Source organism: Acinetobacter sp. CAU_H_29a_1, from assembly GCF_058599505.1.
Genome location: NZ_CM178655.1, coordinates 424,396 through 451,227 on the forward strand (window position 1 = coordinate 424,396; position 26,832 = coordinate 451,227).

Below are 26,832 nucleotides of genomic sequence, written 5' to 3' on the forward strand. Positions count from 1 at the left end.
ATCATCGATAAGGATAGTAAAAAGAAGGCATAAGCGCATGACGTCGCATTTAAAAGTACATTATTTTCAGCATATTGCTGGTGAAGGGTTCGGCAGTTGCTATACATATTTAAAACAACAAGGTGCTGTAATCAGTGCAACAGAGTTTTTTGCTTTACCTATAGATCAAGCCTTAGAGATAGAAGCTTTACCGAGTGTTGAGGATGTTGACTTACTCATCATTATGGGGGGCACCATGAGTGTGAATGATGAAGTGAATTTTCCATGGTTAAAGATCGAGAAGCGTTGGTTAAGACGTTACTTGGCCGCAGGAAAACCCGCGATTGGTTTATGCTTGGGTGGGCAATTGATTGCCAATGCGCTCGGTGCTGCGGTCAGTCGCAATGAACAACAGGAGTTGGGTTGGGCGACAGTACGTAAAATCCAGCACGTCCCAACAGAATGCTTTGAATTGCCTGAACAGTTTAATGTAATGCAATGGCATAGCGAGACCTTTGAAATTCCAAAAGGTGCTGTACATTTGGCTGAAAATACCGTGTGTCGTAATCAAATGTACCAAATTGGAAAGAATGTATTGGGTTTTCAATTTCACCCAGAGATCGTGCCAGAAACCTTGGCACTCTTTTTAGAAAATGATGACGAGCTGAATAAGTTTTCGGGGCAATACGTGGCAACTGAAACCGAATTGAAAAAATCGCCAAAATTAAATTTTATTGAGGGAAATCAAATTCTTAATAGTGCAATTGATTATGTGTTGCGGCAAACAGTCTATTGATGCTTTTTTAAGCTACTGATAATCCAAACAAATTGAATATATTGTAAAAAATCAAAAATGGATTTGCTTATGCATTAAACAATGGCTATAATGAGCGACCCTTTAATGAAAGGGGGTTAACTGCGAATAAAGTAGTTAACATCGTGACAGTCGTGGCATCGATCATGACCTTAGTGATATTTCACTGCTCTTGACACTTACCTTTTAGTGGGGTGAGATGCGTCAGGAGTGATTCTTTATATATTTGGCTTGGAGTTTACTGGTATGTCTAACCAGAGAATTCGTATCCGTTTGAAGTCTTTTGATCACCGTTTAATTGATCAATCAGCTCAAGAAATCGTAGAAACAGCAAAACGTACTGGCGCACAAGTTTGTGGTCCAATTCCAATGCCTACACGCATTGAACGTTTTAACGTTTTAACATCACCACACGTTAACAAAGATGCGCGTGACCAATACGAGATCCGCACTTATAAACGTTTGATCGACATCGTTCAACCTACAGACAAAACTGTAGATGCATTGATGAAGTTAGATCTTGCAGCTGGTGTTGATGTTCAGATCGCATTGGGTTAAGGCTTTCGGGTTAATTAACGCTCTAAGTTAATTAGGCCGCTTTTTTAGAGGTTTATGCACATGGCTATTGGTTTAGTCGGTCGCAAGTGCGGTATGACACGTATCTTTACAGATGCTGGTGTTTCTGTGCCTGTTACAGTGATTGAGGTTGATCCTAACCGCATCACTCAAATCAAAACGCTTGAAACTGATGGTTATCAAGCGATTCAAATCACTACTGGTGAACGTCGCGAATCTCGCGTAACTAACGCTCAGAAAGGTCACTTCGCGAAAGCGGGTGTTGCTGCTGGTCGTCTAGTTCAAGAATTCCGTGCAACAGAAGCTGATCTTGAAGGTCGTGAAGTTGGTGGAACTATCGGTGTAGACATGTTCACAGTTGGTCAAGTTGTTGACGTAACTGGTCAGTCGAAAGGTAAAGGTTTCCAAGGTGGTGTTAAGCGTTGGAACTTCCGTACGCAAGATGCTACTCACGGTAACTCACTTTCTCACCGTGTTCTGGGTTCTACAGGTCAAAACCAGACTCCTGGTCGCGTATTCAAAGGCAAAAAAATGGCTGGCCATTTAGGTGCTGAACGCGTAACTGTACAGGGTCTAGAAATTGTATCTATCGACGCAGAACGTTCAGTTTTAGTAGTGAAAGGTGCAATTCCTGGCGCTACTGGTGGTGACGTAACTGTTCGTCCTACGATCAAGGCCTGAGGGGAAATAACGTGAATTTAAATACTGTTTCCGGCTCTGCTGTTGAATTATCAGAAGTTGCGTTCGGTCGTGAATTCAATGAAGCTCTTGTACACCAGGTTGTTACAGCTTATTTAGCTGGTGGCCGTCAAGGTTCAAAAGCTCAGAAATCACGTGCAGACGTTTCTGGCGGTGGCAAAAAGCCATTCCGTCAAAAAGGTACTGGTCGCGCTCGTGCTGGTTCTATTCGTAGCCCAATCTGGGTAGGTGGTGGTAAAACTTTTGCTGCTCGCCCACAAGATTGGTCTCAAAAAGTTAACCGCAAAATGTATCGCGGTGCAATGCAATGTATCTTAGCTGAACTTGTTCGCCAAGATCGTCTTGTATTGGTTGAAGAGTTTGCTGTTGCTGCTCCAAAAACTAAAGAGTTGCTTGCAAAACTTAACGACTTGAATGCTACTCGTGCATTGATCGTTACAGAATCTGTAGATGAGAATCTATACCTTGCAGCGCGCAACATTCCACACGTTGATGTGGTTGATGCTGCTGCTATCGATCCTGTTAGCTTGATTGCGTTCGATAAAGTTGTTATGTCTGTAGCTGCTGCTAAGAAAATTGAGGTAGAACTCGGATGAACAACGAACGTATCTATCAAGTCCTACAAGGACCTGTATTCTCAGAAAAAGCACAAGTTTTAGGCGAAACTGCTGGTGTTCAAGTTTTCAAAGTTGCACTTGATGCAAACAAACTTGAAATTAAAAAAGCTGTTGAGCAATTGTTTGGTGTTCAGGTTGTTAAAGTTAACACAACGATCACTAAAGGTAAGACTAAACGCTTTGGTAAAACATTAGGACGTCGTTCTGATGTTAAAAAAGCATACGTCACCCTGAAAGCTGGCCAAGATGTTGAAATGGCTGACTTGGGCGATACCGCTGAAAGCGCAGCGGAATAAGGACGAGAATTATGCCAATTCAAAAATGTAAGCCAACGTCTCCTGGACGTCGCTTTGTAGAGAAAGTCGTTCACGACCATCTTCACAAAGGTGCGCCTTATGCTCCGTTGGTTGAAGCTAAAAAACGTACTGGTGGTCGTAATAACAACGGTCACATCACGACTCGTCACGTTGGTGGCGGTCACAAGCAGCACTACCGTCTAGTTGACTTTAAGCGTAACAAAGATGGTATTCCTGCAACTGTAGAGCGTATTGAATACGATCCTAACCGTACAGCACACATTGCATTAGTATTGTATGCTGATGGTGAGCGTCGCTACATCATCGCGCCTAAAGGCCTTCGCGCTGGCGATAAAGTTCAATCTGGTAACGATGCTCCAATTCGTCCAGGTAACTGTTTACCGCTTCGCAACATGCCTATCGGTTCTACTCTTCACAACATCGAACTTAAAATCGGTAAGGGCGCGCAATTAGCTCGTTCTGCTGGTACTTCAGTTCAGTTGTTGGGTCGTGACGGTTCTTACGCTATCGTTCGTTTACGTTCTGGTGAAATGCGTAAAATTCACGTTGAGTGCCGTGCAGTTCTTGGTGAAGTTTCTAACCAAGAAAGCAACCTTCGTTCACTTGGTAAAGCAGGTGCAGCACGCTGGCGTGGCGTTCGTCCTACCGTTCGAGGTATGGCGATGAACCCAGTAGATCACCCGCACGGTGGTGGTGAAGGTCGTAGCAAAGGTATTCAACCTGTAAGCCCATGGGGTCAAAAAGCTAAAGGGTACAAGACACGTACCAATAAGCGTACGACTAAGATGATTATTCGCGACCGTCGCGTTAAGTAACAAGTAAAGGAATCTGACAATGCCTCGTTCTCTGAAAAAAGGCCCATTCGTCGATGCGCACTTGTTCGCTAAGGTTGAAGCGGCTATCGCGGCTAATAACCGTAAGCCGATCAAAACTTGGTCGCGTCGTTCGATGATCCTCCCAGATTTTGTTGGTTTAACAATTTCTGTACATAATGGCCGTAACCATGTTCCAGTGATCGTATCTGAACATATGGTTGGTCACAAACTTGGTGAATTCGCGCCAACTCGTACCTATCGTGGTCACGGTGTTGACAAGAAATCTAAACGTTAAGGTGCTATGATGGAAGTTACTGCTAAATTACGCGGTGCCGCTATCTCGGCACAAAAAACTCGTTTGGTTGCAGACCTAATCCGTGGCAAATCTGTTGCTCACGCGCTTAATATTCTCAACTTCAGCAACAAAAAAGCTGCGGTTTTGGTTAAAAAAGCATTGGAATCTGCAATTGCAAACGCTGAACACAATAACAGTTTAGATGTAGACGACCTTAAGGTTACTACGATTTACGTTGATGAAGGCACTAGCCTTAAACGTATTATGCCACGTGCTAAAGGCCGTGCAGATCGTATTACTAAGCGTACTTGTCACATTACCGTTAAGGTAGGGGTTTGATATGGGTCAGAAGGTTCATCCAATCGGTATCCGCCTTGGTGTTGTAAAACGTCATAACGCCAACTGGTATGCGAGTCCGAAACAATACGCTGAATACTTGCTTAAAGATCTTCAAGTTCGTGAGTTTTTAACTAAAAAACTTAAGAATGCAATGATCAGCAATATTCTTATCGAACGTCCTACGGGCGCTGCTAAAGTAACTATTAGCACTGCACGTCCTGGTATCGTTATCGGTAAAAAAGGCGAAGACATTGAGAAACTACAGCGTGAACTTACTCAAATTATGGGTATTCCAGCGCAAGTTAGCATCAATGAAATCGATCGCCCAGACTTAGACGCTCGTTTAGTTGCTGAAGCTATCGCTTCTCAATTAGAAAAACGTGTAATGTTCCGTCGTGCTATGAAGCGTGCGGTTCAAAACACAATGCGTGCTGGTGCTAAAGGTATCAAAGTTGAAGTATCAGGCCGTTTAGGTGGTGCTGAGATTGCTCGTACTGAGTGGTATCGTGAAGGTCGCGTACCTTTGCATACACTTCGTGCAGACATCGATTATTCAACTATGCGTGCTGAAACGACTTACGGTACGATTGGTGTTAAAGTTTGGATCTTCCGTGGTGAGATCTTGGGTGGCATGAAACAAGTCATGAACCCAGCTCCAGCTGAAGAGCGTCCAGCTAAACGCGGTCGTGGTCGTGGTGAAGGTCAAGAGCGTCGTGGTCGTCGCAATGATCGTTCTGCTGAAAAAGGAGAATAATCCATGTTACAACCTAAACGTACTAAATTCCGTAAAGTGCAGAAAGGCCGTAACACTGGTCTAGCTCACCGCGGTAGCTCGGTATCTTTTGGTACAATCGCACTTAAATCTGTTGAGCGTGGTCAAATGACTGCTCGTCAAATTGAAGCAGCGCGTCGTACAATCAGCCGTCGTATTAAACGTGGTGGTAAGATCTTTATCCGTGTTTTTCCAGACAAGCCGATTACTTCTAAGCCTCTTGAAGTGCGTATGGGTAAAGGTAAAGGTTCTGTGGAATACTGGGTTTGTCAAATCAAACCAGGTAAAGTCTTGTACGAAATTGATGGTGTTAACGAAGAATTGGCTCGCGAAGCGTTTACGCTTGCAGCTGCTAAACTTCCGTTTAAAACCACTATCGTGACTCGGACGGTAATGTAATGAAAACTAAAGATCTACGTGAAAAGTCGGTAGAAGAGTTGACAGCTTTGCTTGATGAGCAACAGCTTAACCAATTCCGTCTTCGTATGGCAAAAGCAACTGGTCAATTGGGTAAATCGCACGAAGTTGCACTTACTCGTAAGACAATTGCTCGTATTAAGACACTCCTTACCGAAAAACAGGGGAACGGACAATGAGTGAACAAACAGTTCGCACGTTAACCGGCAAAGTAGTAAGCGACAAAATGGACAAGTCTATTGTTGTACTTATCGAACGCCGCGTTCAACACCCGTTGTATGGCAAATCAATCCGCCGTTCAACTAAATTACATGCTCACGATGAGAACAACACAGCTAAAACTGGCGACGTTGTGACTATCAAAGAAAGCCGCCCAATTTCTAAAACTAAGTCTTGGACTCTAGTTGAAGTTGTTGAAGCTGCTGCTGAGTAATTAGACGTATCTGTTGCATCATCGGTTAATTTCGAGTACTCTTTGAGCCTTTCGAAATTGTGACCGGTGATGCTCGGTTTTGGAGTAGGGCAATGATTCAAACCGAAAGTATGCTAGACGTAGCAGACAATAGTGGTGCTCGCCGCGTACAATGTATTAAAGTACTTGGTGGTTCACACCGTCGTTATGCTTCTGTTGGCGACATTATTAAAGTTACTGTAAAAGAAGCTATTCCACGCGCACGTGTTAAAAAAGGTGACGTGATGAATGCTGTTGTAGTTCGTACAAAATTCGGTATCCGTCGTCCAGACGGTTCAGTGATTCGTTTCGACGATAACGCTGCTGTTATTTTGAACAACAACAAAGCGCCGATTGCAACTCGTATTTTCGGACCAGTGACTCGTGAACTTCGTACTGAACAGTTCATGAAAATTATTTCACTGGCTCCTGAAGTTCTATAAGAGGCAATCATGGCTAAGATTAAAAAAGGCGATCAAGTTATTGTGATCGCAGGTAAAGAAAAAGGCAAACAGGGTACTGTTCTGTCTGTTTCAAATGACCGTGTTATGGTTGAAGGCCTTAACTTGGTTAAGAAGCATCAAAAGCCGAACCGTGCAACAGGTGCTGAAGGCGCTGTAGTTACACAAGAAGCTTCGCTTCATATCTCTAACGTGGCAATTTTTAATGCTACAACCCAAAAGGCTGACCGTGTTGGTTACCAAGTGACTGAAGGCGTGAAAACTCGCGTTTACAAGTCAAATGGTGAATCAGTGGCGGTAGCGAAGTAATAGGTTGAAAAGGCAATGGCCAGACTTAAAACGCGTTACAACGACGAACTTAAGGCTCAATTACAAGAGACTTTAGCCGTTAAAAATGTGATGGATATTCCTCGCATTACTAAAATCACGATCAACATGGGTGTTGGCGCAGCTGCTGCTGACAAAAAACTCCTTGATGGTGCTCTTGCTGATATGCAAGCTATCGCTGGTCAAAAACCAGTTCTTACGTTAGCTCGCAAATCAATCGCTGGTTTCAAAATCCGTGATGGTTGGCCGATTGGTTGTAAAGTTACTTTACGCGGCGAACGTATGTACGAATTCTTAGACCGTCTAATCTCGATTGCGATCCCTCGTATCCGTGACTTCCGTGGTTTCTCTGCGAAATCATTTGACGGTCGCGGCAACTACTCAATGGGTCTTAAGGAACAAATCATGTTCCCTGAAATCGATTTTGATAAGATTGATCGTATTCGTGGTATGGATATTACCATCACTACGACTGCTCGCACCGATGACGAAGGCCGTGCGCTTATGCGTGCATTCGGCTTCCCGTTCAAATAAGAGGTCGATATGGCTAAGAAAAGTATGATTAATCGCGAATTGAAACGCGAAGCTACTGTTGCTAAATACGCTGCAAAACGTGCTGAATTAAAAGCTGTTATTGCAAACGTAAATGCTAGCGACGAAGAGCGTTTCGAAGCGATGATGAAATTCCAAGCATTACCACGTAATGCGTCTCCAGTACGTTTACGTAACCGTTGTGGTTTAACTGGTCGTCCTCATGGTTACTTCCGTAAGTTCGGTTTAAGCCGTAACAAATTACGCGATACAGTAATGCAAGGTGATGTACCGGGCGTTGTTAAGGCAAGCTGGTAAGGAGCGCTATAGATGAGTATGCAAGATACCGTTGCCGACATGTTAACTCGTGTTCGTAACGCGCAAATGGCAAAGAAACAAACAGTTTCTATGCCTAACTCTAAGTTGAAGGTTGCTATTGCAAACGTTCTTCAACAAGAAGGTTACATTTCAAACGTAGAAGTTGCTGATGCTGAAGGCAAAGCAACTCTTACTTTGACTTTAAAGTATTTCGAAGGCAAACCAGTTATCGAAACTGTGAAACGCGTAAGCCGTCCAGGTCTACGTCAGTATCGCGGTAAAGATGCACTTCCGAGCGTTAAGCAAGGTTTAGGTATTGCAATTGTTTCTACAAGCAAAGGCATCATGACTGATCGCGCTGCACGTGCTGCAGGTATCGGTGGTGAAGTTATTGCTTTTGTTTCTTAATAGGTGATTCCTCATGTCTCGTGTGGCTAAAGCCCCAGTAACTGTACCTAACGGTGTAACAGTTACTCAGAACGGCCGGCAGGTCGAAGTGAAAGGTAGCAAAGGTACTTTGTCTTTCACCCTGCATGCGCTGGTCGAGCTTAAACAGGAAGACGGTATTTTAGCGATTGCTCCAAAAGCTGAGTCGAAAGACGCTTGGATGCAAGCTGGTACTGCTCGCGCTGTGCTTAACAACCTTGTAAAAGGTGTGAGCGAAGGCTTCGAACGTAAGTTACAACTTATCGGTGTTGGTTATAAAGCTGCGGTTAAAGGTAACATTGTTAACCTTAACCTTGGTTTCTCTCACCCGATCGACTATACGCTTCCTGAAGGTGTAACTGCTGAAACTCCTACCGCAACTGAAATTGTTCTTAAATCTGCTGATAAAGCACGTTTAGGTCAGGTTGCTGCAGATATCCGTGGTTACCGTCCACCAGAGCCTTATAAAGGTAAAGGTGTTCGTTATTCTGACGAAGTTGTACTTCGTAAAGAAGCTAAGAAGAAATAAGGCGCGAGGTTCTTATGAACGAAAAGAAACAATCCCGTTTGCGTCGTGCGAAAAGCACACGCTTGCACATCCGTGCGTTGGGTGCGACTCGTTTGTGTGTAAACCGCACTCCGCGTCACATCTACGCTCAAGTTATTTCAGCAGATGGTGGCAAAGTTTTAGCGCAAGCTTCAACTTTAGATGCTACTTTACGTGCTGGCACAACTGGTAACGTTGAAGCAGCTACTAAAGTAGGTGCTTTAATCGCAGAACGCGCTAAAGCAGCTGGTGTTACTAAAGTTGCATTTGACCGTTCTGGTTTCAAATATCATGGTCGTATCAAAGCCTTGGCTGATGCTGCTCGTGAAAACGGCTTGGAGTTCTAATCATGGCTAAAGTTGAACAAAACGAAGGTCTTGTTGAAAAGCTGGTTGCCGTTGATCGTGTAGCCAAAGTTGTTAAGGGTGGTCGTATCTTCTCTTTCACAGCATTGACTGTGGTTGGTGATGGTAATGGTCGTGTAGGTTTTGGTCGTGGTAAAGCACGTGAAGTTCCAGCTGCTATTTCTAAAGCACTTGAAGCTGCTCGTCGCAACATGATTACTGTTGACCTTGTTAACGGTACTGTACAGCACCCTATTAACGCGCGTCACGGTGCAAGCCGTGTTTACATGCAGCCTGCTTCTGAAGGTACTGGTGTAATCGCTGGTGGTGCTATGCGTGCAGTTCTAGAAGCTGTAGGCGTACGTAACGTATTAACAAAATGTTATGGTTCTACTAACGCTGCAAACGTAGTAAACGCGACTTTTAACGGTCTGCGTGATATGACTTCTCCTGAGAAGGTTGCTGCGAAACGTGGTCTTACAGTAGAACAAATTCAAGGGTAATCAATCATGAAAACGATTAAAGTTACCCAGACTAAATCTTCTGCGCATCGCTTGAAAAATCACAAGCTTAGCCTACAAGGTTTAGGTCTGCGTCGTATTGGTCATACTGTAGAAGTGCAAGATACGCCTTCTAACCGTGGTATGATCAACCAAGTCTACTATATGGTTAGTGTAGAGGAATAAGCCATGACTCTGCGTTTAAATGAGCTTGCACCTGCTGAAGGTGCAAAACGTGAAAATCGTCGTCTAGGCCGTGGTATCGGTTCTGGCGTTGGTAAGACTGGTGGCCGTGGTGTCAAAGGTCAGAATTCACGTAAGAGCGGTGGTACTCGTCCAGGCTTTGAAGGTGGTCAAACTGCGTTATATCGTCGTTTACCTAAATTCGGTTTCACTAGCCAAATCGCTTTGAAAACTGCTGAAGTACGTTTATCTGAGCTTACTAAAGTGGAAGGCGACATCGTTAGCCTAGAAACTTTAAAAGCTGCAAACGTTGTACGTAAAGATATGTTACGTGCTCGTATCGTACTTTCTGGTGAAATTACTCGTGCATTCACTGTTCAAGGTGTTGCTGTGACTAAAGGCGCTAAAGCTGCTGTTGAAGCTGCTGGCGGTAAAGTCGAGGAGTAATCGCTAGTGTCTATGTCTCCTAGTTCTTCAGGTCATGTCAATATGATGAAAGGCCAGCCATTTCATGTGAAATACCGTGAAATTATTCGCCGCATGATGTTTCTCATCGGTGCATTATTGGTTTTTCGACTAGGAGCACATATTCCAGTACCAGGCATTAATAATGCCGCACTTGAAAATCTTTTTAATGCAAACCAAGGCACGATCCTTGGTTTGTTTAACATGTTTTCGGGTGGTGCATTAGAGCGTATGTCCATTCTTGCTCTTGGGATTATGCCGTACATTTCTGCATCGATTATCGTGCAGTTAATGTCTACAGTTATTCCTTCGCTGGAAGCTTTAAAGAAAGAAGGCGAACAAGGCAAGCGTAAGATTAATCAATATACGCGACAGGGTACATTGTTCCTTGCACTCGTGCAGGCAATTGGGATGTGTGCTGGTCTGATCAGTCAAGGGATTACCTTAACTGCAGGTCTGGCTTTCTACGTACCAGCTGTAACCTCTTTGGTTGCAGGTACAATGTTCTTGATGTGGTTGGGTGAGCAAATTACTGAACGTGGGGTGGGCAATGGTATTTCCATGATCATCTTCGCCGGTATCGTTGCAGGTTTGCCGAATTTAATTCTGCAATCAATATCATCAGTAGATAATGGTCAGACCAGTCTAATCGGCTTGGTAATTTTTGGCGTGTTGTCTCTGGCTGTATTAGCTGCAATTGTGTTTATTGAGAAGGCGCAACGTCGTATTCCAGTAAACTATGCTCAAAAACAACAAGGACGTCGTGTATTTACTGCACAACAGTCGCATTTGCCATTAAAAATTAATATGGCGGGTGTGATCCCTGCGATTTTCGCAAGTTCATTGCTTTTGTTCCCTGCGAGCTTAGGTCAATGGGTGGGTAGTGCAGATCCGAATGCGGGTATTATCAAACGTAGTTTGCAAGATTTGGCATTGGTGCTTTCGCCTGGTCAGCCGTTGTATTTGGTGCTCTTTGGTGCGTTAATTATCTTTTTCTGTTACTTTTATACAGCGCTTGTATTTAGCCCGAAAGAAGTATCGGAAAACTTGAAACGCAGCGGGGCTTATGTACCTGGTATTCGTCCAGGTGAGCAAACTGCTCGTTACTTAGATCATATTCTTAACCGTTTGACATTTATTGGCGCGATTTATATCACCATCATTTGCTTAATGCCGATGATTTTACAAAGCTCATTTGGTATTCCATTCTCTTTAGGTGGAACATCTTTGCTTATTGTTGTGGTGGTAGTGATGGACTTTATGGCTCAGCTGCAAGCACATCTCACCTCGCATCAGTACGATAATCAAACGTTAATGAGAAAAACGACTGCTCATCCTAAGGGATAAGCGCACTTGAGGTTTCATCATGAAAGTACAAGCTTCTGTAAAGAAAATTTGTGGTAGCTGTAAAGTTATCCGTCGTAATGGGGTTATTCGCGTAATTTGTAGCGCAGAACCTCGTCATAAGCAGCGTCAAGGTTAATCTGATCAAGACCTGTTGATTTCAGTAGGCTAATTAGGTTATTATCCGCCCCTCAAGATTTTTGTGGGGCGGTTGATTGTCTTAACTGCCTTTTTGGAGAAAATTGAATGGCTCGTATTGCCGGTGTAAACATTCCGGATAACAAGCATGCTGTTATCTCTCTAACGTACATCTTTGGTGTAGGTCGCCACACTGCTAAAAATATTTTAGCTGCTGTTGGTATCGCGCCGACTACAAAGATCCGTGAATTAGATGACGCTCAGCTTGATGCGATTCGTGCAGAAGTTGCTAAGGTTCCGACCGAAGGTGATTTACGTCGCGAAATTTCCATGAACATTAAACGTTTAATGGATTTAGGCTGCTACCGCGGTCTTCGTCATCGTCGCAGCTTGCCTGTCCGTGGACAACGCACCAAAACTAACGCACGTACCCGTAAAGGTCCGCGCAAACCTATTAAGAAATAAGATTTCTGGAAGCTAAAAGATGGCTAAAGATACTCGCACACGCAAGAAGGTCACTCGTACCGTCTCTGAAGGTGTTGCACACATTCACGCTTCTTTTAATAACACCATTGTGACTATTACCGATCGTCAAGGTAATGCACTGGCTTGGGCTACCTCTGGTGGACAAGGCTTCCGTGGATCACGTAAATCAACTCCGTTTGCTGCTCAGGTAGCTGCTGAAGTTGCTGGTAAAGCTGCTTTAGACTACGGTTTGAAAAACTTGGACGTCCTTGTAAAAGGTCCTGGTCCTGGTCGTGAATCTGCGGTTCGTGCTTTAGGTGCAGTGGGTTATAAAATTAACAGCATTACCGATGTGACGCCAATCCCGCACAACGGTTGCCGTCCACCTAAAAAACGTCGCGTGTAAGGAGAAACATTCATGGCTCGTTATATTGGTCCAAAATGCAAACTCTCTCGCCGCGAAGGGACAGACCTGCAATTAAAATCTGGCGTTAAACCATTTGACGTCAAAACTAAAAAAGCTGCTAAAGCTCCTGGCCAACATGGCGGAGCGCGTGGTGGTAAACAATCTGAGTACTCACTACAATTACGTGAAAAACAAAAAGTACGTCGTATGTACGGTGTTTTAGAGCGTCAATTTAGTAATTACTATAAAGAAGCTGCTCGTGTGAAAGGCGCAACTGGTGAAAACTTGTTGAAACTGCTTGAAAGCCGTCTTGATAACGTCGTTTATCGCATGGGTTTTGGTTCTACACGTGCAGAAGCTCGTCAGCTTGTATCTCACCGCTCGATCACTTTGAATGGCCGTCGTGTTAACATCGCGTCTATCCAAGTTAAAGCTGGTGATGTAATTGCTGTGCATGAAGGTGCTAAACAACAATTGCGTATCAAAAACGCAGTTGAATTAGCTGCACAACGTGGTATTCCTTCTTGGATGGAAATTGACCATTCTAAGTTGGAAGGTACGTTTAAAGCTGCACCAGATCGTTCAGATTTACCTGCTGAAATCAACGAAAGCTTGATTGTAGAATTGTATTCTAAATAATCCTTGAGGTAGCAATATGACGCGTACTGCAAATGAGTTTCTAACTCCGCAAGCGATCAAGGTCGAAGCGGTTAGCGGGACCTCGGCAAAAGTTATTCTAGAACCCTTAGAGCGTGGCTTTGGTCATACTCTGGGCAATGCTTTACGTCGCATCCTTCTTTCTTCTTTACCTGGCGCTGCTGTGGTTGAAGTTGAGATTGAAGGTGTCGAGCACGAGTACAGTACTTTGGAAGGCTTGCAGCAGGACATCGTCGAGCTCTTGCTGAACCTAAAAGGATTGTCTATTAAGCTGTTCGATCAAAATGAAGCTTATTTGACATTAGAGAAACAAGGTCCTGGCGACGTAACTGCCGCTGACCTTCGTTTACCTCATAATGTTGAAGTGGTTAACCCTGAACATTTGATCGGTACTTTAAGTGCTTCAGGCTCATTAAAAATGCGCTTGAAAGTTTCTCAAGGTCGTGGTTATGAAACTTCTGACTCGCGTTTCCCAGAAGGCGAAACTCGCCCTGTAGGTCGCTTACAGTTAGATGCTTCTTATAGCCCAATCAAACGTGTGTCTTACACAGTGGAAAACGCTCGTGTAGAACAACGTACAGACCTTGATAAATTGGTCATTGATCTTGAGACCAACGGTACAGTTGATCCTGAAGAAGCGATCCGCAAAGCGGCAACAATCTTGCAACAACAAATTGCAATTTTTGTTGATCTTCAGAAAGATCAAGCTCCTGTTGCTCAAGAACCTCGTGAAGAAGTTGATCCGATTTTGCTTCGTCCAGTAGATGATCTAGAGCTTACTGTTCGTTCTGCTAACTGTTTGAAAGCAGAAAACATTTACTACATTGGTGATCTTGTACAGCGCACTGAGGTTGAGTTACTCAAAACTCCTAACCTTGGTAAAAAATCGCTTACTGAGATCAAAGATGTTCTGGCTTCAAAAGGCTTACAACTCGGCATGCGTTTAGAGAACTGGCCACCAGCTAGTCTCCGTATGGACGATCGTTTCGCCTATCGTAGCCGTTAATTAAGTAGGACTATCACCATGCGTCATCGTAATAGTGGTGTGAAATTAGGCCGTACAAGCAGCCATCGTAAAGCGATGTTTCAAAACATGGCTAACTCTTTGTTTGAGCACGAGTTGATCAAAACAACTGTGCCTAAAGCAAAAGAGTTACGTCGTGTAGCTGAGCCTTTAATCACTTTAGCTAAAAACGATACTGTTGCAAACCGTCGCTTAGCGTTTGCTCGTACTCGTTCAGCAGCAACTGTTGGTAAATTATTTACCGTTCTTGGCCCTCGTTACAAAGAACGTAACGGCGGTTATCTACGTGTTCTTAAAGCGGGCTTCCGTGCAGGTGATGCTGCGCCGATGGCTTACGTTGAACTAGTAGATCGCGAAGTTAAATAATTTCGTAGAACTATTCAGTTGTTCTTAGAAAAAGACCAGTGTTTCACTGGTCTTTTTTTATGGGTTTTTGTTCGACAATCTTTGTATTTTGGCCTGTAGTGACATATTTTACGAAAGATCTGCTTAAACTTGACATTATATATTGTCAGTTTTATGGTTTAATAAGAACAGAATATAAGACAGGATAAAAACAACATGGATAAGCACGTCGATCTGCTCATTGTAGGTGCTGGTATTTCAGGTATCGGCCTTGCGGCACATTTAACCAAGCATTGTCCACAACGTTCGTTTGAAATTATTGAACGTCGTGACAGCTTTGGTGGAACATGGGATTTGTTTAAATACCCAGGTATTCGTTCTGATTCAGATATGTCGACCTTTGGTTTTAATTTTAAACCGTGGCAACAAGCCAGTGTTTTGGCAGATGGTTCTTCGATTAAGGGCTATTTGGCGGAAGTCATTGATGAACAGAAATTCAAAGAAAAAATTCATTTTAAGCATCGCGTACTCAGCGCCAATTATGATTCTGCTCAGAAAAAGTGGCAGGTGGTGATTGAGAATGCAAAAGGCAAAAAAGAAAACTGGATTGCAAATTTTGTGTTTGGCTGTACCGGCTATTATAACTACGACCAAGGCTACCAACCTGATTTTCCAAATCAACAGGAATTCAAAGGGCAGTTTATTCACCCACAGTTATGGCCTGAAAACTTAGATTATCGCGGCAAAAAAGTGGTGATCATAGGTAGTGGTGCGACTGCGATTACACTGGTGCCTGCGATGGCGAAAGGTGGGGCCGCGCATGTCACCATGCTACAGCGTTCGCCAACCTATATTGCTTCGGTGCCATCGATCGATTTTGTTTATGACAAAATGCGTAAAGTGTTGCCTGAAGATGTGGCTTATAAAGTGACTCGGGCACGTAATATTGGGATGCAACGTGGGATTTATGCACTTGCGCAGAAGCAACCGAAATTGCTACGCCGACTGCTGCTCCAGTCGATTAAGATGCAGCTCAAAGGTAAAGTGGATATGAAACACTTCACCCCTGAATATAATCCTTGGGACCAACGTTTATGTGTGGTGCCAGACGGTGATTTATTTAAAATTCTTCGTTCAGGCCAAGCCAGTGTTGAGACAGATCAGATTGAGCGCTTTACTGAAACGGGTCTCCAATTAAAGTCTGGTGAGCATTTAGAGGCCGATATTGTCGTCTCAGCCACTGGTCTAGAAATTCAAATCTTGGGTGGTATACAAGCGACCATTGACGGTAAACCGTTAGATACCTCTAAACATATGTTGTATCAGGGCGTGATGGTCAGTGATGTACCGAATATGGCGATGATTATTGGCTATATTAATGCGTCATGGACCTTGAAAGTGGATATTGCAGCTGAATATATTTGCCGCTTACTCAACTATATGGATCAAAAGCAGTGGGCTGAAGTGATCCCGCAAGGGGATGCGACAGAGCTGATGGACGATACGGTCATGGGTAGTTTGAGTTCGGGTTATATTGCACGTGCTGCTAATGTAATGCCAAAACAGGGTAAACATGCACCATGGAAAGTCAGCAATAATTATCTTGCGGATCGGAAAATATTGAAAAGTGCTTCTTTTGAGGATGGAGTACTGAAATTTGCTAAACGTGATGCAGCATTGGATCAGAAACCTAAACTGGTATCCTAGGTTGAGTGGTTGATTTTAAAAGGAGCGTAGCGCTCCTTTTTTTAAGGAAATGACTTTAGGGTGTTCTGTTTTTACTTTCTTAAACTGTTGGATGATTTTAAAAACTTAAAAGATAAAGAATAGGGAATATTTTGAATATCTTAGAACAAAGTTACCAAGTCCCATCTGCGTCGAATATGATTCATGCCAAAAAATGGCACACTGATGTAGCAGATCATGCTTTAGCTCCGATTATTTTAATGCACGATTCATTAGGTTGTGTGGCTTTGTGGCGGGATTTTCCTGCTCAACTGGCACAAGCGACCGCGCGTGTGGTCTATGCCTATGATCGCTTAGGTTTTGGTTTATCTGATCCGAGTACGCAGCCACTGGCACATAGTTTCGTCATCACTGAAGCAGAACAGACCTTTAAAGCTGTATTGGATTATTTTTCGATCCAGGATTTTGTCATCCTCGGGCATAGCGTGGGTGGGGGGATGTCTGTTGCGATTGCTGCGGCTTATCTAGAGCGTTGCCAAGGATTAATTTCAATCTCTGCACAGTATGCGGTTGAAGCGCTAACACTGGCGGGTATAAGTGAAGCAAAAGTTGGTTTTCAACAAGCGGGACAAATGGAACGTTTGGAGAAATATCACCCTGAAAAGGCGCAGTGGGTGCTTGATGCATGGACTGAAACATGGCTATCGCCCGCTTTTCAAGATTGGAATTTGGCCAGAGTGATTGATGGTGTGTGTTGTCCAACGTTGGTTATTCATGGTGAACTGGATGAATATGGCAGTACGGCACAACCTCAGCAGATTTTTGAAGGGGTATCTGGGCAGGCTGAACTGCACATATTAGAAGGTTTACATCATATGCCACATAAAGAGCAACCAGAGTTGGTGGTTGCTTTGATTGCGGAGTTTCATCAAACACATTGTTAAAAGTAAAAGCCCATCCAAAGATGGGCTATTTGAGTTAAAGAGAACGTGAAATGAGCTCTTTCATAATTTCATTGGTTCCTGCATAAATGCGATTGGCACGATTATCTAGATAAGCTCGTGCAATCGGGTATTCCAGCATATAACCATAGCCGCCATGCAGTTGTAGACATTCATCGACAACTTTAGAAAACATCTCGGAAATTTTATATTTGGCGGCTGCAGCGGCATCAATACCGAGACTCTCTTCCAGTTGCAATTGCATACAGCGGTCAAGATAAGCGCGGCAAAAATCGATTTCTGTACGTAACTCCGCCAGTTTAAAGCGGGTATTTTGAAAGCTCGAAATCGTTTTTCCAAAAGCTTTACGCTCTTTGGTGTACTGAACGGTATGCGCCAGTGCTGCTTCTGCACCCGCTTGGCAGATAATGGCCACCAACATGCGCTCCCAAGCCAGTTCTTTCATCAGCATCATAAAGCCCATGCCTTCCATACCCAGTAGATTTTCTTTGGGGACTCGGACATGATCAAAAAATAATTCGCAGGTGTCTTGTCCTTTCATTCCAATTTTATTGAGGGGTTTGTAACTGCTAATTGAAATCTACTTATTTCTATACTATTATATACAACATGAGTAAATATGTAAGCATTAGCGTTGCAGCTAAAACATTAGGTGTTTCCATTCAAACATTAAGGCGTTGGGATGAAGAAGGCACTTTGGTTGCAGATCGAACCCCTAAAAATCATAGACGATATGATCTGAGTAAGATCACGCCTGAGCAAATACACAAGCCCGATAGTCAACTTCAAAGGAAAACCATTGCATACGCAAGGGTATCGAGTCATGACCAAAAAGAAGATTTAATTCGACAGCAACAAGTTCTTGAAATGTACTGTGCAAATCAAGGTTGGACGTTTGAATTAATCTCCGATCTTGGTTCGGGTATGAACTATAGAAAAAAAGGCTTAAATAAGCTGCTAGAAGCAATCATGAATGATGAAATCGGACGTTTGGTTTTAACGCATAAAGATCGCTTATTGCGGTTTGGTGCTGAGTTGGTTTTTGCCTTATGTGAAGCTAAAAGCGTGGAGATCGTCATTCTTAATAAGGGTGAAAATTTGTCTTTTGAGGAAGAACTTGCTCAAGATGTTTTGGAAATCATTACAGTGTTTTCGGCAAGATTATATGGTAGTCGTAGTAAGAAAAACCAAAAGTTAATACAGGCAGTCAAAGACGCACTATGAGCCGATTCATACGAGGGCATGTAATCCAATTACTGCCAAATAATAAGCAAGCAAGTCATTTCGCTCAAGCGAGTGGTGTTGCTCGTTTGTCGTATAATTGGGCTTTAAAAGAATGGCAACGTCAATATAAAGCAGATAAGGAATATAGAGATCAGTGTGACTATTATGGCGTTCAGGTGGATAAAAAACTTCTAAATAAACCATCCGAAGCTAAAATAAGAAAGCACTTAAACTCGTTCAAGCGTGAGAAATACCCTTTCATGCTTAAAGTGACCAAATGTGCGCCACAACTTGCGATTAAGCAATTGGGTAGTTCATTTGATCGTTTTTTTAATGGTCAATCCAAATATCCAAAGCCTAGAAAAAAAGGCGTAGATGATCGCTTCTCATTATCAAATGACCAATTCAGCATTAAAGATAGAAAAATTAGTATCCCAAACTTGGGTTGGGTAAAAATGACTGAGGATTTGCGTTATCAAGGAAAAATATTATCAGCGAAAATATTTAAACAGGGTGGTAAGTGGTTTGCTTCGATTGCTGTTGAATTAAATCAGCCTGAGAAACTTCACCCCAAAACAGGTTTATCTGTTGGTATTGATTTAGGTGTTTCCAGTCTTGCCACTTTATCTAATGGCGAGGTTGTTCCATCAAGTGCGCCACTAAAGAAACAGCTTGCCAAGTTAAGACGACTTGCTAAGTCTTTTAGCCGTAAAAAGAAAGGTAGTCAAAACAGAGAAAAAGCGAAAACCAAGCTCTCTCGTTTGCACTACAAAATATCATGCTTGAGAAAAAACAATCTTCATCAAGTCACATCTGATTTAGTTAAGCGATTCGATCTGATTGCGATTGAGGATTTAAATGTGAAAGGTATGGTACAAAACCGTAAGCTCTCAAGAGCCATATCGGATATGGGCTTTTATGAGTTCAAGCGACAGTTGATTTACAAGGCTAAACAGCATGGCAAATCAATACTTTCTGTTGGACGATTCTTTCCAAGCAGCAAGATGTGTTCGAATTGTGGTGAATTAAACCAAAACCTGACACTTGCAATGCGTGAGTGGCGATGTTCATGTAACACCCTGCATCACAGGGATATTAATGCTGCCATCAATATTCTAAAACATGCAGATAAAGAATTGGTGGCTACATAAGCCACCAATGGCGGTGAGTTACACCGTGACAGCCTATGGAATTGAGGTAATCCCAAGCGCAATAGCAATTGGTTCTTGATGATGAAGTAGGAATTAAACATTAAACCCACGTAAGTAGGTTTAAGTAGGTTTTAAATAACGGTTTACCTTTACTGAATCCCATACGATCAGCTTCAACGATGATTAATGAGAGGTTGGCTGAACCTTTTTCGCTGTCGCCTGTCTTGCAGACCACAATCGCCATATCGCAGAGATAGCCGTTGGTAATGAAGATTTTGGAGCCATTGATAATATAGTCATCCCCGTCTAAAACAGCCGTTGTTCGTACCGCTTGCAAGTCTGAGCCTGTACCAGGTTCAGTCATCGCAATGGCTGTGACGGCTTCACCCGAAGCCATCCGCGTTAACCAATGGTGTTTTTGTGCTTCACTGCCAAAGTTATTGATATAGTTTGCGACAATGTCCGAGTGTAGTGAAAACCCAGTTGAGGAATCCATGGCATAGGCTTGCTCCTCAATCAAAATCATACTGTACAAGCGGTCTACACCCGAGCCACCATAAGCTTCAGGCATGGTGGCACACAGTAGCCCCATGGCACCTGCTTTATTCCATAGCTCACGATCTACATGCTGCTGTTGTTCATATTTTTCAATATTTGGAACAACTTCTTTGGCATAAAACTTTCGCACAGTTTCTCGAAATGCCTCATGTTCAGTATTAAATAAGTTGCGCGGCAGCATATTGTTTAACGGGCGAATTGCGCCTGATTGCATGGAAGCTCATCCTGATGTTGTTATTTTGCTAAGAGAGTAGTGAAAAGCAGGACATGCGACAATGGACTGAATGCTCAAATCTATTTGATTTTTTGATGAGTTTTGCCAGTTGTTAAAATTGCGACATTTAACTAGTGGCGAGGGCGGTGTGATCGGTTAAACTAAGCCGTTTCAATTAATTTGGGGAATGTAATGTCTGAAGAAATGAGCTTGGAAGAACGTAAAGTAATCTACCGTGCACGTCGTGGTTTAAAAGAAATTGATGTGTACTTTGACCCTTATGTGAAAAATTATTATCTTCAGGCAGATCCTGCGGAAAAGGCCATATTTGCTGCCTTGGTTGAACAAGAAGATCCAGATTTGTTGGATTGGTTTATGGAAGTCTCTGAGCCGCCACGCCCTGAAATGAAAACCTTGATTCAAAAATTAAAGCATTATGTACACGGATAAGTGCAATGGAACATCGTCATTTTCAACTTAAACCCAGCCGTCTGGCTTATGTGTTTCAGTTGTCGATTTATGCCGTTCTGATGCTGGTCTTGTATCAGCTACTTCCTTTAGGAGTGTGGCTGATCGCTTTGGTTGCAGGCTTTGTGCTGTATTTGTTTTTTCTACGTGGGCCGCGACATTTTCAGCTTCAGCATTTAGATGGCCGTGATTGGTCTTTGTCACTTCAGAAACAAACCAATGTGCAACGAGTGCAAATCAGCCATATTGTTGATCATCGTGCTTATATTGTGATTTATTTTCAACACTTTAGAGCAAAACCGATGTTGGTTTGGTGTGATCAGTTACCCATCACACAATGGAAAGCTCTGAAAATACTCACTAAAATGCAATAATTGTTGGACAATTTTAACTCATACAATTTAATTAAGTTATTGAAAAATAATAAGTATAAATATATGGAGTCTTGCTTTGTCTGACATATCTGAAGAAACTGATGTGCTTTTTGGGATTGTCAGACAACTTTCCTACAGTTTTTTGATTTTAAAATGTACATTCAAATCACCAACAGCAAACAAGGAAAATCGTATGATGGTCCCAACTTGGATGTTTCTAGTGGTAGCAATTGTGTTAGCGATTGTTATAGGACGATTAGGAACTGTGCTGAAGGAACGATTTGCACCAAATAAAGCCTAGCTAGGCTTCCCAGTTGATAAGTAGCATGTGCCGAACCGTCGCTATGCTACTTTTTTTTGCCTAAAAAAAAGTTGAGGCGTCATTTTAGTCAATTTTCCGCTTTTTATTTCATGGCAGAGTAGTGATCTGATTTAGAGTAAATACTCTTTTCTTCGGAAAATGCTTCTGCTATGTTTGTCAGCATGGACACATACAATTATACAAATAGAGGACAGGAAAATGTCGCAAGTCCAAAAAATAGGCCAAGGTGTGGCTGTTGTAGCGCTTACAAGTTTATTATTTTCGGGTTGTTCACAAGTGGTTAAAACAGGTGCCAATGTTGCGCTTGGGTTTAGTGAAAAACATATAGTACCGCCTATTTTAGCCATGGAAGACGCTGAGATGGTGTGTAACTCAGGCAATGCTTTGACTCCTGCGATTATGTCGACCAAAGACATGGGGGCAGATCCAACTCGTGTGGCGGTTCTACTTTATTCAGCATCAGGTATTTGTGCGGAGAATCAGGCGCTTGAGGCAGAGTTACGTTATTTGCGTGCCTCGAAAGCAGGCAATGTCTCTGAAGCACAGGATGCTCGAATTGAACAAAAGCGTTGGGCGGCGACAGCAGCACAACGGCAATATACTGGTTATCAACTTTTTCAAAACCGCTGGGAAAAGAAATATAAGAAACCATTGGGCGAAGGCTGTCCAAAAATGAACAGCGATTTGGATCAAACTGTATATATGCTGGGGATGTTGAGTGGGCTACAAGCCATGACCAATGATATTAACTCAGGTGGTGCAGTCAATGTTCCTAAAGACATTGCGGCTATTGTTGAACGTGGGATGGTGTGTCTAGACAATGAAAAGTTTTGGGGTGCACCGAATGCAACACGTGCGGTGATTTGGACCTTATTGCCAGGTGCGGGTGAAGGCAAACCTGATCCGTATCAGACCTTGAAACAATCGATGCAAATTGGGGAGCAAAAAGGGGTTAGTTTATCTCATGCAATGTATGCTGTAGCGGCTCAAGCCAGTGGTGACGATGCCAAGATTCGTGATGCATTGAAAAGTTATGCGGCTTCCTATAGCGATGAAAAACAGAGCAATCCACAATTTAAACTGATTGATAGTATGGCCTCGAGTATGGTTCAGGGGATTTCAGATCGTTATTGGACTGAACACACGGGGACACGAACTGGGGATGGTGGTATGGCGCATTTCTGGGATGAAAAAGAAGACCGCTCTGAGCTAGATGAGTTGTTTAGTGAAAGTTAACCAATTTTAAACTGAGCCGCAGCGCAGAAAAAATAACAATAAATAAATGAGCAACACGATAAGGACATGTGATGCATGATCAATTTCTGAATCGAAAAATCATTTTGATTGCGTTTGTCGTGTCGATCTCGGCATGCCTACAGATTTTTAAAGATCAATTTATTTATTGGCGAGTGGATATTTTTCCTGAAATTTGGCGCTTGTGGACCGCGCACTGGGTGCATGTGGGATGGATTCATTTTGCACTCAATATGCTGGCTTTTATGTGTTTGCCTTTTATTTTTCCACGGGCCCGTGTCTGGCATTTTGTGGCGTTATTGCTGATTTTACCGCCGTTGATTAGTCTCAGTTTTTATTATTTTCTGGCGGATATTGAAGCTTATGCAGGGCTGTCTGGTGTGCTGCATGGAATGTTCACTGCCATAGCCATTGTCCATTTGCTATACCGTAAAGAACGGATGTTTGCGAGTTTGGTGTTGTTTCTTATTTTAGGCAAATTGATTTGGGAAAACACCTTTGGCGAGAGTGCTACGGCGGAACTGATCGGGAGTCCAGTTTTGGTTGAAGCACATTTGTTGGGCGTGATCTGGGGAATTGTGATTGCAGCTTTGTATTTAATCGGGGTGAATCTATTTGATGAATAGAGGATTGACCTAAATTCTAAAAAGAAAATCCAGATTGTCATATTCAAAAATATAAATTTGATGCAAAGATAAACAAAACAAAAATCTAAAGGTATAGAGAAAGGACAAGCTCGAGCCGACTAAAACGACAGGTTCTGCGGTGCATAACGCTGGACAGAGCGGTAATAAAAATAGGAAACAACATGCAGAATCATGGACAGCGCAGATCAGGACTCGATCTGCTGAAGTATATATGGACCGAGTGGATTTCTACTTTTGTCATTCTGATTTTACTGTTACTTACGCTGTTAATTGGTACAGGTGAAATGATTCATGGCCAATTACTGCGTATGGGTGAGCGCTTATATGGCGATCCAGCCACGGGTATGCAGTACTCTTTTTTAAGGGCAGAGCCAGCCAAGCCAGAGTGTAATCGTCAGCCGAATGTGGATGCTTTGGTCAAGACTCAAATGCAAGCCAACGCTGCAGATGAGTTCGCAGACTTTTTTGGTACGGCTTCGGAGGCTGATGTGCGTGCGTCCATTTTGGCAGGTGTGCAGCAGTGTGAAGAAAAGTATCAGTTTTATGATAAAGCCATGCAACATATGGAGGCACATCCAAGTATCCGTGCCTATCGTAATTTTGAAACCACTTTTTTTGGTATTTTTAAGTTTGGAACAGAAAATCGCGCCATTCTATTAATTTTTATGGTGGTTTTAGCTGCGATTAGTGCCACCTTAAAAATCCATCATATTGGTTTGCGTGGCCCTGCAACCAAGCTGGATTATCGAGTTTATAGCCTACTGATGACACTGGGTAATGGTTTATTGACTTACTCGAGTATTAGCCAATTTAACTCAGTCAAAGACTCGGGTGTACCGATGAATGGCGAAACCCAGCTGATTTATTGGCTGTGGATGATTCTGTTTTCGGTACTCACCTTGATAAGTGTGTGGCAGCTGTTTAGCCCACCGAAAGAGACCAAAGCCGGCGGGCGTCTAGGCTTTGCTTTCCTGAGTGTGCCTCTGTATGCCTACATGGCGGTGATTACGGGTGTGGCGTTTATCTTCTTCATGGACTACCCCATGGGGCAAGGGATTTACTTGGGACAGCTGGTTGAATTCTCCAGTATTTTCCTGAATTTAGCCCTATTTATTTGGGCGGGTATGTTGTTGAAACAAACTCGTGTCGTGGATCTGTTCTTAAATATTTTGCGTCCATGGAATTTGGCGCCTAAAACTTTAACTTGGTTGATTTTAATCGCTGCGGCTTTACCGACCGCATATACCGGTGCATCGGGGATCTTTGTGATTGCAGCAGGGGCGATTATTTATAAAGAAGTCTGGAATGCAGGTGGACGTCGTCAGTTTGCTTTGGCTGCAACGGCAATGTCGGGTTCGCTGGGTGTAGTTTTGCGTCCATGCTTATAGTCAAACTACTTTATTATCCATACAGGATTCGAAAAAAACTCGAAATAATTCATCGACTGAGTCGATCAACCATTCTTTACGCTTACGTTTAACCCATGCCCACATCTGTTCTATAGGATTTAAATCAGGGCTGTATGCAGGAAGCCAAAGAATTTTATGCCCTTGTTGTTCCAATAACTCCAGAATATCTGCTCTTTTATGAAATGCTGCATTATCCATAACCACTACACTATTTTCAGGTAATGCTGGTATGAGGAATTGCTCAATCCAAAAATGAAAAACATCTGAATTGATTTTGCAGTCAAATAAACCTACTGAAAATAAATACCCTTTATGGATTGCTCCAATGGCATTGGTCTGATTCTTTAATTGCCAATTATATTGCCCTAAACAGGGTACTCCTTTTCGTGAGTAGCCATGAGGTCTGTAATCATGTGACTTAAAACCACTTTCATCCAGATAAATAATCGGGTGGGTTTTTTCTAATTCATTCACTTGCTGAATAAATTTATCCCTAAGCTTTGTATCTGCTTTAGGATGGCTTAACGTCTTTTTTTAACTGTAATATTTAAGCGCTTTAATGCAGCACCAATAGATGAAACACCACAATTAAAACGTGCAGCACGTTCATATTGATAAGCATCAGGATACTTTTCAACATCTTCACGTAAAGCATCATCGTTAATTTTAGAAGGTTTACGTACACGAGTTTTTTTAATCTCTATACGTTTCTTCCATTCAACAATGGTATTTTTATTAATTTCAAATTGTGCAGCTACCGCTCGAATAGAATAACCTTCCTCAAGCTTAGCTAAAATTTTACGTCTAAAATGTTCTGAATAACTCATTGCACCATTGTATTAGTTTTATAATGATTTGACTATATTGATTGTCGTGGTGGCATCCTTAAACAAAGAAGTCACGACGGACCTGCTTTATCAATATGGTGTTTACACGTTCTTACTGACCTCAACACTGTTTTTAGTAGTTTCACTCTTCTTTGCAGAGAGTAAATTCCGCATCGCGGCACCGAGTTTGGCCGCACCGAAATCAGGGCGCGCATTCCTAGCAGTTGTGCCTTATATCGTGATTTTTGTCCTCACGTGGATGTTCTATAAATTCTTATTAGACACTGACCTAAATGAATTTACTGCACCCGTGATGATGCCTGTGATTTTATTGATGATCGTGTTGTTTGATAAATTACGTCATCAGCCTGCGCCTTTGCCTGCTGTGGGGCATTGGGATGAGACACTCAGCGCAAATTATAACTCGGGTGGTGAACCTGTATTGGCAGGGGCTCAAGTTGCCCATGCAGAATACCGTGAAGGGCTACATGGTAATGCCGCAGATGATGGACAAGTGGTGAATCATGGGGTGGTTCAATCTAGTTCCATGGACGTGTTACGCCAAGTCGGTTTTTGGAAGTCGATGCATATCTCGACCAGTGAAACCGTTGGACACATTGGTGCTTTGGTCATTTTAATGGCGCTGTCGGTGAGCGTGGGCGGATTGCTTGAACGTACGGAGGTGATGAGTTTCTTCCCAACTGATATTAGCAGTACGTTCTTGGTCATTACTCTGATTTTGGGGTTGATGGTCTTTGTTGGGATGATTATGGATCCGTTTGGCGCCGTGATCTTGATTTCTGCGACGGTTGCACCTGTGGCCTATCAATATGGTATTCATCCTGTCCATTTTTGGATGATCACCTTGATTGGCTTTGAGTTGGGCTATGTGACACCACCTGTGGCCCTTAATCATCTTTTAGCAAGACAATCCATTGGTGATGCCGAGGTGAATGAGGCCGATGAGGAAGTGCGTCATTTGTCTTTCTATTATCGTTATGAACGTTGGATTTTACCCTTGATCGTGTTGTTCCCAGCGATGCTGATCATTGCTTATGTTCCATACTTCTTTAAGTTATTTGGCTGGTATCACTAAGTTGTGAACTTGAGTTAGAACATAAAAAAAGCATCTTCGGATGCTTTTTTTATGTTTTGGAGTTATTG

The 26,832-nt window shown here is 42.8% G+C and carries 38 protein-coding genes and 6 pseudogenes; 40 read left to right on the forward strand and 4 right to left on the reverse strand.

Features of this window, described 5'->3' with window-relative positions; all coding sequences use genetic code 11:
• Nucleotides 1-37: 37 nt before the first annotated feature.
• The 31 genes and pseudogenes from AC4MDD_RS02025 (at nt 38) to AC4MDD_RS02175 (ending at nt 17,202) form a co-directional block, all read left to right on the forward strand.
• Nucleotides 38-775, forward strand: a complete 738-nt coding sequence (locus AC4MDD_RS02025; protein ID WP_078390007.1) for a type 1 glutamine amidotransferase — start codon at nt 38-40, stop codon at nt 773-775.
• 264 nt (nt 776-1,039) lie between these two features.
• Nucleotides 1,040-1,351: a 30S ribosomal protein S10 gene (gene rpsJ, locus AC4MDD_RS02030; RefSeq protein ID WP_000070912.1), complete on the forward strand. Its 312-nt coding sequence runs from the start codon at nt 1,040-1,042 to the stop codon at nt 1,349-1,351.
• Nucleotides 1,352-1,411: 60 nt separating this feature from the next.
• Nucleotides 1,412-2,050 carry a 50S ribosomal protein L3 gene (gene rplC / locus AC4MDD_RS02035; protein WP_004691328.1) on the forward strand — a complete coding sequence of 213 codons (639 nt, stop codon included), beginning with the start codon at nt 1,412-1,414 and terminating at the stop codon, nt 2,048-2,050.
• An 11-nt stretch (nt 2,051-2,061) separates the two neighbouring features.
• Nucleotides 2,062-2,664, forward strand: coding sequence for a 50S ribosomal protein L4 (rplD, locus tag AC4MDD_RS02040; RefSeq protein ID WP_004691326.1), 603 nt, complete (start codon nt 2,062-2,064; stop codon nt 2,662-2,664).
• Nucleotides 2,661-2,981, forward strand: a complete 321-nt coding sequence (gene rplW, locus AC4MDD_RS02045) for a 50S ribosomal protein L23 (RefSeq protein ID WP_004691323.1) — start codon at nt 2,661-2,663, stop codon at nt 2,979-2,981. The genes rplD and rplW overlap by 4 nt, the downstream gene beginning before the upstream one ends.
• An 11-nt stretch (nt 2,982-2,992) precedes the next feature.
• Nucleotides 2,993-3,817: a 50S ribosomal protein L2 gene (rplB, locus tag AC4MDD_RS02050; RefSeq protein WP_004691322.1), complete on the forward strand. Its 825-nt coding sequence runs from the start codon at nt 2,993-2,995 to the stop codon at nt 3,815-3,817.
• A 19-nt stretch (nt 3,818-3,836) separates the two neighbouring features.
• Nucleotides 3,837-4,112 carry a 30S ribosomal protein S19 gene (gene rpsS, locus AC4MDD_RS02055; protein ID WP_004281508.1) on the forward strand — a complete coding sequence of 92 codons (276 nt, stop codon included), beginning with the start codon at nt 3,837-3,839 and terminating at the stop codon, nt 4,110-4,112.
• Between the two features lie 9 nt (nt 4,113-4,121).
• Nucleotides 4,122-4,451: a 50S ribosomal protein L22 gene (gene rplV / locus AC4MDD_RS02060; protein WP_004691320.1), complete on the forward strand. Its 330-nt coding sequence runs from the start codon at nt 4,122-4,124 to the stop codon at nt 4,449-4,451.
• A 1-nt stretch (nt 4,452) separates the two neighbouring features.
• Nucleotides 4,453-5,269 (forward strand): annotated as a pseudogene (rpsC, locus tag AC4MDD_RS02065) (30S ribosomal protein S3).
• The gene (gene rplP, locus AC4MDD_RS02070) at nt 5,209-5,622 is read left to right on the forward strand and encodes a 50S ribosomal protein L16 (protein WP_004691317.1); all 414 of its coding nucleotides are present in this window, start codon (nt 5,209-5,211) and stop codon (nt 5,620-5,622) included. Before rpsC ends, rplP begins: the two are co-directional and overlap by 61 nt.
• A complete protein-coding gene (gene rpmC, locus AC4MDD_RS02075; protein WP_004650482.1) occupies nt 5,622-5,819 on the forward strand; it encodes a 50S ribosomal protein L29 in 198 nt (65 codons plus the stop codon). The genes rplP and rpmC overlap by 1 nt, the downstream gene beginning before the upstream one ends.
• Nucleotides 5,816-6,073, forward strand: coding sequence for a 30S ribosomal protein S17 (rpsQ, locus tag AC4MDD_RS02080; protein ID WP_004691314.1), 258 nt, complete (start codon nt 5,816-5,818; stop codon nt 6,071-6,073). Before rpmC ends, rpsQ begins: the two co-directional genes overlap by 4 nt.
• Before the next feature lie 92 nt (nt 6,074-6,165).
• On the forward strand, nt 6,166-6,534 hold the full coding sequence (gene rplN / locus AC4MDD_RS02085) for a 50S ribosomal protein L14 (RefSeq protein ID WP_004657680.1): 369 nt from the start codon (nt 6,166-6,168) through the stop codon (nt 6,532-6,534).
• A gap of 9 nt (nt 6,535-6,543) precedes the next feature.
• Complete coding sequence (gene rplX, locus AC4MDD_RS02090; protein ID WP_004691313.1) at nt 6,544-6,861, forward strand: 50S ribosomal protein L24; 318 nt, start codon at nt 6,544-6,546, stop codon at nt 6,859-6,861.
• A gap of 15 nt (nt 6,862-6,876) precedes the next feature.
• Complete coding sequence (gene rplE, locus AC4MDD_RS02095; protein ID WP_004691311.1) at nt 6,877-7,413, forward strand: 50S ribosomal protein L5; 537 nt, start codon at nt 6,877-6,879, stop codon at nt 7,411-7,413.
• A gap of 9 nt (nt 7,414-7,422) precedes the next feature.
• Nucleotides 7,423-7,728, forward strand: coding sequence for a 30S ribosomal protein S14 (rpsN, locus tag AC4MDD_RS02100; protein WP_004691309.1), 306 nt, complete (start codon nt 7,423-7,425; stop codon nt 7,726-7,728).
• Between the two features lie 12 nt (nt 7,729-7,740).
• Complete coding sequence (gene rpsH, locus AC4MDD_RS02105; RefSeq protein ID WP_004691308.1) at nt 7,741-8,136, forward strand: 30S ribosomal protein S8; 396 nt, start codon at nt 7,741-7,743, stop codon at nt 8,134-8,136.
• A 13-nt stretch (nt 8,137-8,149) separates the two neighbouring features.
• Complete coding sequence (gene rplF / locus AC4MDD_RS02110) at nt 8,150-8,683, forward strand: 50S ribosomal protein L6 (RefSeq protein ID WP_004691306.1); 534 nt, start codon at nt 8,150-8,152, stop codon at nt 8,681-8,683.
• Between the two features lie 14 nt (nt 8,684-8,697).
• Nucleotides 8,698-9,048, forward strand: coding sequence for a 50S ribosomal protein L18 (gene rplR, locus AC4MDD_RS02115; RefSeq protein WP_004650473.1), 351 nt, complete (start codon nt 8,698-8,700; stop codon nt 9,046-9,048).
• A gap of 2 nt (nt 9,049-9,050) precedes the next feature.
• On the forward strand, nt 9,051-9,548 hold the full coding sequence (gene rpsE / locus AC4MDD_RS02120) for a 30S ribosomal protein S5 (RefSeq protein ID WP_004691304.1): 498 nt from the start codon (nt 9,051-9,053) through the stop codon (nt 9,546-9,548).
• Nucleotides 9,549-9,554: 6 nt separating this feature from the next.
• Nucleotides 9,555-9,731 carry a 50S ribosomal protein L30 gene (rpmD, locus tag AC4MDD_RS02125; RefSeq protein ID WP_004691302.1) on the forward strand — a complete coding sequence of 59 codons (177 nt, stop codon included), beginning with the start codon at nt 9,555-9,557 and terminating at the stop codon, nt 9,729-9,731.
• A gap of 3 nt (nt 9,732-9,734) precedes the next feature.
• Complete coding sequence (gene rplO / locus AC4MDD_RS02130; RefSeq protein WP_004691300.1) at nt 9,735-10,175, forward strand: 50S ribosomal protein L15; 441 nt, start codon at nt 9,735-9,737, stop codon at nt 10,173-10,175.
• Nucleotides 10,176-10,220: 45 nt separating this feature from the next.
• Nucleotides 10,221-11,540 (forward strand): preprotein translocase subunit SecY, encoded by a 1,320-nt coding sequence (gene secY / locus AC4MDD_RS02135; RefSeq protein ID WP_171054269.1) that lies wholly within the window; start codon nt 10,221-10,223, stop codon nt 11,538-11,540.
• Nucleotides 11,541-11,559: 19 nt separating this feature from the next.
• Entirely contained in the window at nt 11,560-11,676 is a 117-nt protein-coding gene (rpmJ, locus tag AC4MDD_RS02140; RefSeq protein WP_000867907.1) for a 50S ribosomal protein L36, read from the forward strand.
• Between the two features lie 107 nt (nt 11,677-11,783).
• Nucleotides 11,784-12,140, forward strand: coding sequence for a 30S ribosomal protein S13 (gene rpsM, locus AC4MDD_RS02145; protein WP_004691296.1), 357 nt, complete (start codon nt 11,784-11,786; stop codon nt 12,138-12,140).
• A gap of 19 nt (nt 12,141-12,159) precedes the next feature.
• Nucleotides 12,160-12,546: a 30S ribosomal protein S11 gene (gene rpsK, locus AC4MDD_RS02150; protein WP_001040166.1), complete on the forward strand. Its 387-nt coding sequence runs from the start codon at nt 12,160-12,162 to the stop codon at nt 12,544-12,546.
• Between the two features lie 12 nt (nt 12,547-12,558).
• Nucleotides 12,559-13,185 carry a 30S ribosomal protein S4 gene (gene rpsD / locus AC4MDD_RS02155; RefSeq protein WP_004691294.1) on the forward strand — a complete coding sequence of 209 codons (627 nt, stop codon included), beginning with the start codon at nt 12,559-12,561 and terminating at the stop codon, nt 13,183-13,185.
• A gap of 16 nt (nt 13,186-13,201) precedes the next feature.
• Entirely contained in the window at nt 13,202-14,209 is a 1,008-nt protein-coding gene (locus tag AC4MDD_RS02160) for a DNA-directed RNA polymerase subunit alpha (protein WP_004691292.1), read from the forward strand.
• An 18-nt stretch (nt 14,210-14,227) separates the two neighbouring features.
• Nucleotides 14,228-14,593, forward strand: a complete 366-nt coding sequence (gene rplQ / locus AC4MDD_RS02165; protein WP_004691290.1) for a 50S ribosomal protein L17 — start codon at nt 14,228-14,230, stop codon at nt 14,591-14,593.
• A 195-nt stretch (nt 14,594-14,788) separates the two neighbouring features.
• Complete coding sequence (locus AC4MDD_RS02170) at nt 14,789-16,279, forward strand: flavin-containing monooxygenase (RefSeq protein WP_436905717.1); 1,491 nt, start codon at nt 14,789-14,791, stop codon at nt 16,277-16,279.
• Nucleotides 16,280-16,410: 131 nt separating this feature from the next.
• Nucleotides 16,411-17,202 (forward strand): alpha/beta fold hydrolase, encoded by a 792-nt coding sequence (locus AC4MDD_RS02175; protein ID WP_436905718.1) that lies wholly within the window; start codon nt 16,411-16,413, stop codon nt 17,200-17,202.
• Nucleotides 17,203-17,236: 34 nt separating this feature from the next.
• On the opposite strand, the pseudogene AC4MDD_RS02180 reads toward AC4MDD_RS02175, so the two are convergent.
• A pseudogene (locus AC4MDD_RS02180) lies at nt 17,237-17,791 on the reverse strand (acyl-CoA dehydrogenase family protein); the annotation flags it as partial.
• A gap of 38 nt (nt 17,792-17,829) precedes the next feature.
• Here AC4MDD_RS02180 and AC4MDD_RS02185 point away from each other — a divergent pair.
• The gene (locus tag AC4MDD_RS02185) at nt 17,830-18,444 is read left to right on the forward strand and encodes an IS607 family transposase (protein WP_005402019.1); all 615 of its coding nucleotides are present in this window, start codon (nt 17,830-17,832) and stop codon (nt 18,442-18,444) included.
• Nucleotides 18,441-19,595 (forward strand): RNA-guided endonuclease InsQ/TnpB family protein, encoded by a 1,155-nt coding sequence (locus AC4MDD_RS02190; protein WP_005402020.1) that lies wholly within the window; start codon nt 18,441-18,443, stop codon nt 19,593-19,595. The genes AC4MDD_RS02185 and AC4MDD_RS02190 overlap by 4 nt, the downstream gene beginning before the upstream one ends.
• A gap of 130 nt (nt 19,596-19,725) precedes the next feature.
• Here the strand turns inward: AC4MDD_RS02190 and AC4MDD_RS02195 are convergent.
• Nucleotides 19,726-20,367: pseudogene (locus AC4MDD_RS02195) on the reverse strand (acyl-CoA dehydrogenase family protein); the annotation flags it as partial.
• Between the two features lie 192 nt (nt 20,368-20,559).
• Here AC4MDD_RS02195 and AC4MDD_RS02200 point away from each other — a divergent pair.
• The 5 genes and pseudogenes from AC4MDD_RS02200 to AC4MDD_RS02220 all read left to right on the forward strand — a co-directional run.
• A complete protein-coding gene (locus AC4MDD_RS02200) occupies nt 20,560-20,817 on the forward strand; it encodes an FAD assembly factor SdhE (protein WP_436906286.1) in 258 nt (85 codons plus the stop codon).
• Nucleotides 20,818-20,822: 5 nt separating this feature from the next.
• Nucleotides 20,823-21,209 carry a protein YgfX gene (locus AC4MDD_RS02205; protein ID WP_078389882.1) on the forward strand — a complete coding sequence of 129 codons (387 nt, stop codon included), beginning with the start codon at nt 20,823-20,825 and terminating at the stop codon, nt 21,207-21,209.
• Between the two features lie 520 nt (nt 21,210-21,729).
• Nucleotides 21,730-22,767: a hypothetical protein gene (locus tag AC4MDD_RS02210; RefSeq protein ID WP_436906287.1), complete on the forward strand. Its 1,038-nt coding sequence runs from the start codon at nt 21,730-21,732 to the stop codon at nt 22,765-22,767.
• Nucleotides 22,768-22,838: 71 nt separating this feature from the next.
• Complete coding sequence (rrtA, locus tag AC4MDD_RS02215) at nt 22,839-23,411, forward strand: rhombosortase (protein ID WP_004977887.1); 573 nt, start codon at nt 22,839-22,841, stop codon at nt 23,409-23,411.
• A gap of 182 nt (nt 23,412-23,593) precedes the next feature.
• A pseudogene (locus AC4MDD_RS02220) lies at nt 23,594-24,817 on the forward strand (TRAP transporter large permease subunit); the annotation flags it as partial.
• Between the two features lie 3 nt (nt 24,818-24,820).
• On the opposite strand, the gene AC4MDD_RS02225 reads toward AC4MDD_RS02220, so the two are convergent.
• Both AC4MDD_RS02225 and AC4MDD_RS02230 read right to left on the reverse strand, forming a co-directional pair.
• On the reverse strand, nt 24,821-25,315 hold the full coding sequence (locus AC4MDD_RS02225) for an IS630 family transposase (protein ID WP_005265831.1): 495 nt from the start codon (nt 25,313-25,315) through the stop codon (nt 24,821-24,823).
• Between the two features lie 47 nt (nt 25,316-25,362).
• Nucleotides 25,363-25,668 carry an IS630 transposase-related protein gene (locus AC4MDD_RS02230; RefSeq protein WP_000122230.1) on the reverse strand — a complete coding sequence of 102 codons (306 nt, stop codon included), beginning with the start codon at nt 25,666-25,668 and terminating at the stop codon, nt 25,363-25,365.
• Nucleotides 25,669-25,702: 34 nt separating this feature from the next.
• On the opposite strand from AC4MDD_RS02230, the pseudogene AC4MDD_RS02235 reads away from it, so the two are divergent.
• Nucleotides 25,703-26,078 (forward strand): annotated as a pseudogene (locus tag AC4MDD_RS02235) (TRAP transporter large permease subunit); the annotation flags it as partial.
• Between the two features lie 146 nt (nt 26,079-26,224).
• A pseudogene (locus AC4MDD_RS02240) lies at nt 26,225-26,764 on the forward strand (TRAP transporter large permease subunit); the annotation flags it as partial.
• Nucleotides 26,765-26,832: the final 68 nt, after the last annotated feature.